This window comes from Streptomyces sp. NPDC097619 (genome assembly GCF_040302735.1).
In the GTDB taxonomy this organism is placed as follows: Bacteria; Actinomycetota; Actinomycetes; order Streptomycetales; family Streptomycetaceae; genus Streptomyces.
The window spans coordinates 1-7,881 of sequence record NZ_JBEOSD010000242.1 but is presented as its reverse complement, the minus strand read 5'-3'; the positions used below and the strand labels follow the sequence as shown (position 1 = coordinate 7,881).

9 protein-coding genes are annotated in these 7,881 nt (G+C 71.1%); 3 read left to right on the top strand and 6 right to left on the bottom strand.

The annotated features are described in order from the left end of the window. The coding region (locus ABTZ17_RS35165) for a sigma factor-like helix-turn-helix DNA-binding protein (protein WP_352199876.1) at window positions 1-225 on the top strand (225 nt) is incomplete at its 5' end. Window positions 226-267: 42 nt separating this feature from the next. Here the strand turns inward: ABTZ17_RS35165 and ABTZ17_RS37000 are convergent. The 6 genes from ABTZ17_RS37000 to ABTZ17_RS35130 all read right to left on the bottom strand — a co-directional run bounded on the left by ABTZ17_RS37000 (window position 268) and on the right by ABTZ17_RS35130 (window position 5,594). After that, the gene (locus ABTZ17_RS37000; protein ID WP_502994969.1) at window positions 268-1,311 is read right to left on the bottom strand and encodes a MerR family transcriptional regulator; all 1,044 of its coding nucleotides are present in this window, start codon (window positions 1,309-1,311) and stop codon (window positions 268-270) included. A gap of 131 nt (window positions 1,312-1,442) precedes the next feature. After that, window positions 1,443-1,868 carry a hypothetical protein gene (locus tag ABTZ17_RS35150; RefSeq protein WP_352199875.1) on the bottom strand — a complete coding sequence of 142 codons (426 nt, stop codon included), beginning with the start codon at window positions 1,866-1,868 and terminating at the stop codon, window positions 1,443-1,445. A gap of 332 nt (window positions 1,869-2,200) precedes the next feature. Next, the gene (locus tag ABTZ17_RS35145; RefSeq protein ID WP_352199874.1) at window positions 2,201-2,767 is read right to left on the bottom strand and encodes a DUF5994 family protein; all 567 of its coding nucleotides are present in this window, start codon (window positions 2,765-2,767) and stop codon (window positions 2,201-2,203) included. Between the two features lie 257 nt (window positions 2,768-3,024). Further along, window positions 3,025-3,204 (bottom strand): hypothetical protein, encoded by a 180-nt coding sequence (locus tag ABTZ17_RS35140; protein WP_352199873.1) that lies wholly within the window; start codon window positions 3,202-3,204, stop codon window positions 3,025-3,027. A gap of 518 nt (window positions 3,205-3,722) precedes the next feature. After that, window positions 3,723-4,976, bottom strand: coding sequence for a preATP grasp domain-containing protein (locus tag ABTZ17_RS35135; RefSeq protein ID WP_352199872.1), 1,254 nt, complete (start codon window positions 4,974-4,976; stop codon window positions 3,723-3,725). A 366-nt stretch (window positions 4,977-5,342) separates the two neighbouring features. Next, the gene (locus ABTZ17_RS35130; RefSeq protein WP_352199871.1) at window positions 5,343-5,594 is read right to left on the bottom strand and encodes a DUF5133 domain-containing protein; all 252 of its coding nucleotides are present in this window, start codon (window positions 5,592-5,594) and stop codon (window positions 5,343-5,345) included. A gap of 767 nt (window positions 5,595-6,361) precedes the next feature. On the opposite strand from ABTZ17_RS35130, the gene ABTZ17_RS35125 reads away from it, so the two are divergent. Together ABTZ17_RS35125 and ABTZ17_RS35120 are read left to right on the top strand one after the other, a co-directional pair. Beyond that, complete coding sequence (locus tag ABTZ17_RS35125; RefSeq protein WP_352199870.1) at window positions 6,362-6,739, top strand: helix-turn-helix domain-containing protein; 378 nt, start codon at window positions 6,362-6,364, stop codon at window positions 6,737-6,739. A gap of 228 nt (window positions 6,740-6,967) precedes the next feature. Beyond that, on the top strand, window positions 6,968-7,519 hold the full coding sequence (locus ABTZ17_RS35120) for a YceI family protein (RefSeq protein ID WP_352199869.1): 552 nt from the start codon (window positions 6,968-6,970) through the stop codon (window positions 7,517-7,519). Window positions 7,520-7,881 lie beyond the last annotated feature (362 nt).

Here is a 7,881-nt window from a genome sequence, read left to right as displayed (position 1 = left end):
GACCGCGACGACGGTCTCGCACACGTCCTCGACGGGATCGTTCTTGCCCAGGAGCTGCACCGGCTACCCCGCGCCCAGCGCGACGTCCTGGAACTCGTCTACCTCGCGGACCTGACCCAAGCGCAAGTCGCCGCTCGTACCGGCTTGCCGCTGGGGACGGTGAAGAGCCACGCCCGCCGAGGGCTGCAACGCCTCCGCGCCGGCATCGTCCACCCCGGCACATGAGTCGTGGAAGTGCCCTGCCTGGGCCACCAACCGCACGACCTCTCAGGTCGTTCGTCCGTACGCCCCCTCCGGCCGGGACGCCCGGAGGACCAGGCTGAGGGCTTCCCGTAGCCCCGCGGGGCGTGCCGTGCCCGGCGGAGGGTCGCTGGCGAGCCAACCGGGACCCCCGAGCAGGACCAGCGGCCCGCGATGACCCTCCGGCGGAGTCGCCGGTTCCCGAGCGAGCCGGCCGGCACGGAAACCGGCAAGGACGGACGTCTGCGACCACAGCGCCACGGCACACGGGTCCGATCGTCGCACTGCCCGTTCCACGGCCGACATCGGGACGGAGGCACCCAGCATGCGGGCCCGCACGCCGTCCTCGGCCAATGCCGCGGCCAACGCTTCCAGGGGAAGGGTGTGCCGTTCCCCGGGGACGCAGGCGAGGACCACCACGGCCCCGGTATCGGGTGCGGTACCGGTGGCAGATCGGCGCAGAGCGGTGGAGACGTGCCAGGACAGTAGATGCTCGACCTCGATGTATCGCTCGGGGGAGGACTCCCACTTGCTCCCCGCGGCCTGCAGCACCGGGCCCATCACCTGCTCCCAGGCTACGACCACGCCGTAGGCGCGTACCGCCCGGTCGAGCAGAGTGGCCATGGCGGGGCCGTCCAGCCGCAGCGCCGCCTGGGCCAGACCCCGGCACTCCCGGCGCACCTCGCGGCCCAGCGGCAGCCCTCCGCCAGGGTTCTTGTTCTCCGGCTCGGCAGGCCCAGGTGCTGACCGGTCCTCCCGAGGAAGCGCTTCGGATCCGGCCCGGCCCGAGCGGAGCGTCGTCCCGACTCCCTTTTCCCGCCGGGCGCGCGCCAAGCGCGCCGCTTCGGCTGGCGGTACCCCGGACGTGGTCAAGCGGCACATCTCCTCCAACACCGCCACGTCCGAGGAGCTCCACCGCCGGTGCCGCCCGCCCAAGTGCACCGCCGGTCCGATCCCGTACCGGCGATCCCACGAACGCACCGTGGTCGGGGAAACACCCAGCCGCCGTGCCACGGCGCCGGTGGTCAGGTCATGCTGGTCATGCGCTTGCCGGGAGCCGGGATCCGACATGGTCACCTGCCACATCCTGACGAATTGCTCGAATGGGTTTCCCCCTCCACTTGTGCTTCGGGTACGGGGTGCTTCGTGGATGCGGCGATCGGCAACGCACCGTTACCGTGCCTGCTCGCGTGCCCGGCGCATCATGCCGTGGCCCAGGTTCCGGTGCCGGTGGCGGTCAGGAATCCAACGAGGAGGCGGAGGGCGTTCTCCGCGTCGGCGATTTCTTCGGGTCGGGGCAGGACGGTTCCGAAGGAACGGCCGGGCTCGGCCGCCAGGGCCCGCCAGTACAGGACCGGGGTCAGGGCGGTGCCGGCTCGGGCGAGGAACCATGCCAGGTGTCCGTGGGTGCGGGCGGTCGCTCCCGCCAGGACGGCGAGGGCCTCGCGCAGGTGCTCGAGCCGTTCGATGACGGGCAGGCGTTCCTGTCGAGCCGCGGGGCCGACCGCGTCGGCGAGCCCTGCGGCCGCTCGGGCCGCCAACGCACGGTCCTCCGGGCCCAGTGCCCAGGAACCGGTACGGGCTTGCCCATCGGCCTCTTCGGTCAACGCCACGATCCGGTCGTGCATCCCTGACCTCCGGGCGGCGTCCGGGGGTGGGGCCGGGGTGCGGCCGGTGGGGCGGGAGCGGTGAAAGGGCATGAGGAAACGTGGGCTCCTTCTTCGATGTCCGGTCCTGCGAGAACTCCAGCGGCTCCCCCGGAGCGGGCCGCGAAGGTCCGACGGGCATGACCACGCTCCTCGCTCGCCGGAGCTGACCGGCCCGGACCCGAGCCGGCGCAAACAGGGGTTCCAACCGTCTCCGTCTTTCCCCCTCGGCCTGCCGAACTCGCGGGGACGCCGCCCGCCCGCCGTCCGAGGACTCCCCGGTCAGTGGTCGTTCCTGGCCCAGGGGGAGCGGGTCAGGTCCGGTGTCGGCCGCCGCGCGGCAGGTAGATCATGCGTGCTCCGCTCACGGGGCGGGGCCGCAGTGGGGGGCGTGGGGAGGGCCCGCCCTCCGTCTCCCAGACGTCCTCGCCGGCCTTCACCTCGCGCCGTCGGCGGCGCGCGGATTCCTCGTCCGACATCAGGACCCCGCTGGGGCGGAGGTTGCCGGGCGCGGACGCGGCCACCATCAGCCGTGTCACCGAGGCGTATTCCGTGCCGGGGGGAATCACGAGCAGGTCGCATCGGCCCAGGGTGTAGGAGAACAGGACCATCGTGTCCACATCCTGACCGGAGAGCCAGCCCATGTGCACGGTGTCTCCCCCTGTGGAGAGGGTGTGCGGCGCTGCGGACCAAGGGGCGGGATTCGTGGTGACGCGCGTCACGCGGCCGATGCGATCCCGCAACGCGGCCACCAAGAGCGGCAGTTCCACGGCGAGGTCACGTGAGTACGGCCACCAGGCGCCGTCCGGCACCCCGGCAGGGGAGGGGGTCGGGGTGAGCGCCAGGCGCGCCCGGCCGGGTGTGGAGGTGCTGCTGGTCATGGGACCCGGGACCCGTCTCCGGGGCGCCCGGGGCGCCCCGGCTTCGTGAGCGCCGGGAACGACGTCCGCGTGGCGGCGGGTGTACGAGGTGCTCCCGGTACTCCCAACGTACTCCGCGCGAGGTCCGGGCGGGCGGCTGACGACCGGTCCCGTTCCGAAGAGGTCTGCCGGCGGGCGCGGACGTTCCGGGATCCGGGCCCGCATCGGGGTGCGGCTCCTCAGTCGCTCCGCGGTCAAAGGGTCGCGCTGGGCCCCGCTCAGGGTTCCTCGGGGTGGAGCCCGGTACCGCCCGGGGCCTGCTGGTGGCCGGCCAGGACCGGCAGGGCGCCTGCTTCCGGCTCGTTGCGGTCCACGGCGGCACCGTCGGAAGCCTTCGCACGCGTACGTCCGGGGAGGGCGGTCGGGTCTCCGTTCGTCCACACCACTTGCTCAGGCATCCCACCAGCCGATGACCGGGAACGGCGCGGCGCTCCCGAGTCCCCCGGAGCGCCGTGAAGGAACGGGGCCGTCGCCCCGCTCAGCGGCCTGCATCCGCCGTTGCGCCGGTTCAGGCTGCAGCGGCACCACCCGTGCACGGGCGGATCGATCATGACGGACTCAGGCACATCCTCGTAAAGGATCCCACCGCCACGCCTCCCGCCGGACGAGGTTCACCGGGCGGTGGGACCAGCCCCAGCCCTGCTCCGTCTGGAGACGACCGTCCCGGTAGAGCCACCTCGACGGCGCCTGGCGGCCGCGCGCTCGCGTGTGGTCGAGCGTGAGCTCTGTCCGCTGATCACCGCCTCGACGGAGCACGTCGGCCCCATCACTCGAACCGGCCTCGGCGCGTCCGCCTGGAAGGCACATCCGCCGTTTGGCCGTCGGCGACCGGCCCCTGCGTCTCGTCTCCTGAGGTCCCGCGGCACGACGCCGGCCGCCGCATCCACACAGCACGGAGGAACCGGCGCCCTTCTGCTCAGCCGACTTCGAATTCGAGGACCGCCGCCAACGCGGTTTCCTGCTCCGCCAGGTCCCTTGCACTCCTGGCGGTCACCGCGTACCGCCAGGAACGGCCGTCGGGCGGCGCGTCCGCGTACAGGATCACGCCCTCGCCGCGACCCGGGTCGAACGCCAGGTGGGAATCGCGTAGCCGCGTCAGCGCCCCGTCGAAGTCCAGAAGTGTTCGTGTCCGGCCCCTCGACAACGACCACACCGGGTGCGCGTTGGCCGATCCCGCGGTCAGCCGGGTGACCATGGCATGTGGGGTGGTGGTGGCCGTACGACGGATGTTGCTCTCAGTCGCGTACGTGACATCTTCGGTGTCCACCAGCGCGTCGAGCCCGAACGGCCCGGCGTAGCCGTGGTCGGCCAGGTGACGGCCCAGGGCCTTCCCCCATTCCTCCAGCTCGGCTGCCACGTGCGCGTCGGACGGCGACAGCGGGGAGACGTATCCCGTGAAGGAGCCCTGGACCGTGCGCATCGCACCGCTGAACAGCGCGCGCGTACCGGAGGCGGAGACTTCCAGCTGGACACTGGCCGACTGGGACACGTCGAGGCACCTCTCCACCACCCACAGGCCGTCGGGCCCACCGACCGGGTCGAGGGGCAGGGCCCCGACCCCGAGCTCGTCGCGGGAGACGAAGCGCATCCCGTGTCCTCCGGCCGACCGGTCGGGCTTCACCACGACACCTTCGTCGTCCCTCAGGAGCTCTCGCACCATGCCGTCCACCTGCGGACGCCGGCATACCCGCCCTGCGGGCAGCCGCAAGCCCAGCTGCTCGGCCGCCTCGCGGAACCCGGACTTCGTGTTGAGCAGCATGGTCGTCTTCAGGGCGGCCTCGGCGGCCTCGAGGGTCGGGTACGGGTGGACCGTGATTCCGACGTCCCGGGCGAACGCGATCGCCGACGCGTCCAACGCCGTCGGCAGCATTGCCGCACCCCGGTCACCGGCGAGCGCCCGGACGCGGTCGAGGAGGCCTGCCGCGCGCACCGCCCACGCCAGCGGAACGGCTCCGGCGGGAGGCACCTCGATGATCGCGACCGATTCCGGGGCCACCCCCGTGAGGCCGTACACGTAACGCAGGAACTGCCGGCTCAGGGGCACGGGAGTGACCAACACGTCCCCCGGCCGAAGTAGCCACGCCTTCCGCGGCGCTTGCTGGGCCCACGTCGTCAGGATCTCCCCCTCGTTGAGATCCACAGCGAGATCCGAGAGGAAGTTCGCGAACACGACGAACGGACCCGTCTCCGTCATAGCCTCCTCCTTTGGTCGCAGCACGGCCGTTCACGGTCAACCTTCCCGCTTCTCGCCCCCTTATAGGCGTCCCCGGCCCGGGAAGGTGCCGCGTCCGGGCACGCCCGAGCGGGCCAAAGAGGCAGGTCGGAAAAGCTTTTGCCGCCCCCCGGGGCTGGTCTCCCGCCACCCCACGGACTGCTCTGGCGCCCGTTCACGTCCACCCGAGTGTCCTTCCATGCGCAGCAGGCAGTTGGAGGCCGGACTCCGTCCGCCGGCGGTCCACGCCGAACACTCGCCGGCAGGCCGGCCCCGTCCGGGAACCTCACGCATCTCATCTCGCCTCCGGACGCGTGAGGGCGGTCAGCCCGGCTGACGGCCGACTGATCGGTCGGTGACGAGTACGGAGTCGTCGAGGACACCCGTGCCAGGCAGGTGGTGGCGGGCGGCGATCAGGGCAGCGTGCACGTCCGTCGTGCCGGTGGCCACGCAGAGCGCCCGCTCGACGTCCCTGATCTCCCCGCGCACGGGAGAGCCTTCCGCGGCGTCCAGGACGGACAGTGCCCAGTAGCGGTCGACGAGGCCGGGGAGCACGGCCGGGTGAGCCATCAGCATGGGTGGTTGCCTTTCGCCATCGGGTCCAGCAGGTGGCCGTCGCCTACCCTTACGCTCTCCGTTGAACCCGATCTCCGTCCGAAGCTCTCGACCACTCCGGCCGCGATGCGTCAGCGGGCATCTCGCGAGTTCGTTCCCAGGCAGTGGCCGCACTCGTGAATCCGCCCTCCCCGGCCGATCGCGTCGGGTCCCCGGGGTCGGTCCCCGTGGGCACCCCGTCGACCCCGAGCGGACCCCGGGCGGCGCCGACGACGGGGACATGGAAGGCCGCGCGGGCAGGTCCCCGGGGCCGCGAGGTCAGTGCCGGGCACGGGGGAAGAGCGACTCCTGTTCGGCTCCTGTCAAGCCCTGTCGCTCCCGCCACGTCCCACGGGAGCACAGAACCAGCCCCGGGAACGTACGCACGGCGGGTGACCCCGGCGGCCTGGTCTCTGCTTGGTCAGTCGTTTGAAGGTCTACGGTGCGCTGCCGTTCTGTCGGCATGGTGGGACGGGCGGTGATCTCCTGTGGCGTCTGACGGCTCGAGAAAACACCGCCCGCCTGCCGCTCAGTGTTCCCAGGCGGCCGCGCCGCGCAGCATGTGGTGGTCGGTACATTCCGGTGGTGCAGGCCGCGGCGTCGCCTCGGACCGTAGTGAACCAGTAGTAGCTCAGGAAGATGTAGTCCCTCTTCGCCGGGGTTTCGACCTTGGGCGAGCACGGTTGTTGGGCCGTGGCCTCACCACTTCGGCAGCGGTCTGCCGACTGCGGGCAGTCAGTCCCGGTGAAGTGCTCCTTGTCGTTCTCGTCGATCTCCTGGAAGACCCCCGTCGAGGGCTCGACGAGTTCCGGCTCATGCCGGGGTCGAACGGCCCGGACCTCCCCGACCTGCGCACGATCGCCCGACGCCTCGCAATGAGCACCCGGACCCTCCGACGACGGTTGGAGACCCACGGCACCACCTGCAGCGCCGAACTCAAAGCCGCCCGCCGCACCCGCGGGCTCCACATGCTGCGCACCACCGACCTACCCCTCGGCGCCGTCGCGGACCGGGCCGGTTGCACCGGTGCCCGGGTCCTACGCCGCGCGGTCCGACGATGGACCGCCCACACCAACACCGAATGGCGCCGCGGATCCATCCCAGAAGGAGCCCGGAAGGCAGGGTAGGAGAGGACACAGCGCTGCGGGTGCCGGTGGCCGCGGGGGAGGGACCCACGCCCTGAAAGCTGCCGCGAGTGAGGACGGCAAGGCGGTGCCCCGGTGTCACCGGTCAGGGTGCACTCCCCAGCGGCCTCGCGCGTTCGGCCGGGTTGGGGGCCGTGGGCCCCTTAGCGTGTGTGGGAACGGTTCGGACGGCCCATCGTCGGGATCGTGACCCCACGGAGGCAATTACCCATGACCGTCTCGATTCCCGAGCTCACAGGGGACTACGTCCTCGACCCGACCCACACCCGCATCGGATTCGTCGCGCGCCACGCCATGGTCACCAAGGTCCGCGGCGCCTTCCACCAGTTCGAGGGCACCGCACATCTGGACGGCGTCGACCCGTCCAAGTCCACCGGCCGCGTGGTCATCAAGACCGAGAGCATCGACACCGGTGTGGAGCAGCGCGACCAGCACCTGCGCACCAACGACTTCCTGGACGCTCCGAACTTTCCCGACATCACCTTCCGCACCACCTCCGTCGAGGCGAAATCCGACACCGAATACCGCGTCACCGGCGACCTGACCATCAAGGACACGACCAAGCCGGTCAGCATCGATTTCGAGTACACCGGCAACGCCGTCGACCCCTACGGCAACCTGCGGGTCGGCCTGGAAGGGTCGGTGACGATCTCCCGCAAGGAGTTCGGCGTCACTTGGAACGCGGCTCTGGAAGGCGGGGGCGTCTTGGTCGGCGATAAGGTCGTTCTGGAGTTCGACATCTCCGCGATCAAGCAGGGCTGACCCGGCCGGCACGGGCGGCCCAGGAGGCGATCACACGGCGCGGTCCTCGGAAGCGAGACCGCGCCGTCGTCACACCGAACGGCGTTGGCGCCATCCATCCGGTCATCGTTCGACAGAAGGGGCGCAGTCGCATCGCGCGCGGAGCCGGGCGGTCCCACTGAGGGGCCCGCTGAGGACGTCAGCGAACCCCCCGATCATGACCCACCACTCCGTCGTCGAGTGGATGACATCTCGCTTGTCATCGTTTCGATGACATGGTAGAACGGGGGCACGTTGAAGCGCATTGGCAGTCCACTGCCTGAGCCGACCGGAGGTGTTGTCCAGATGTTGATGCGCACTGACCCGTTCCGTGAGATGGACCG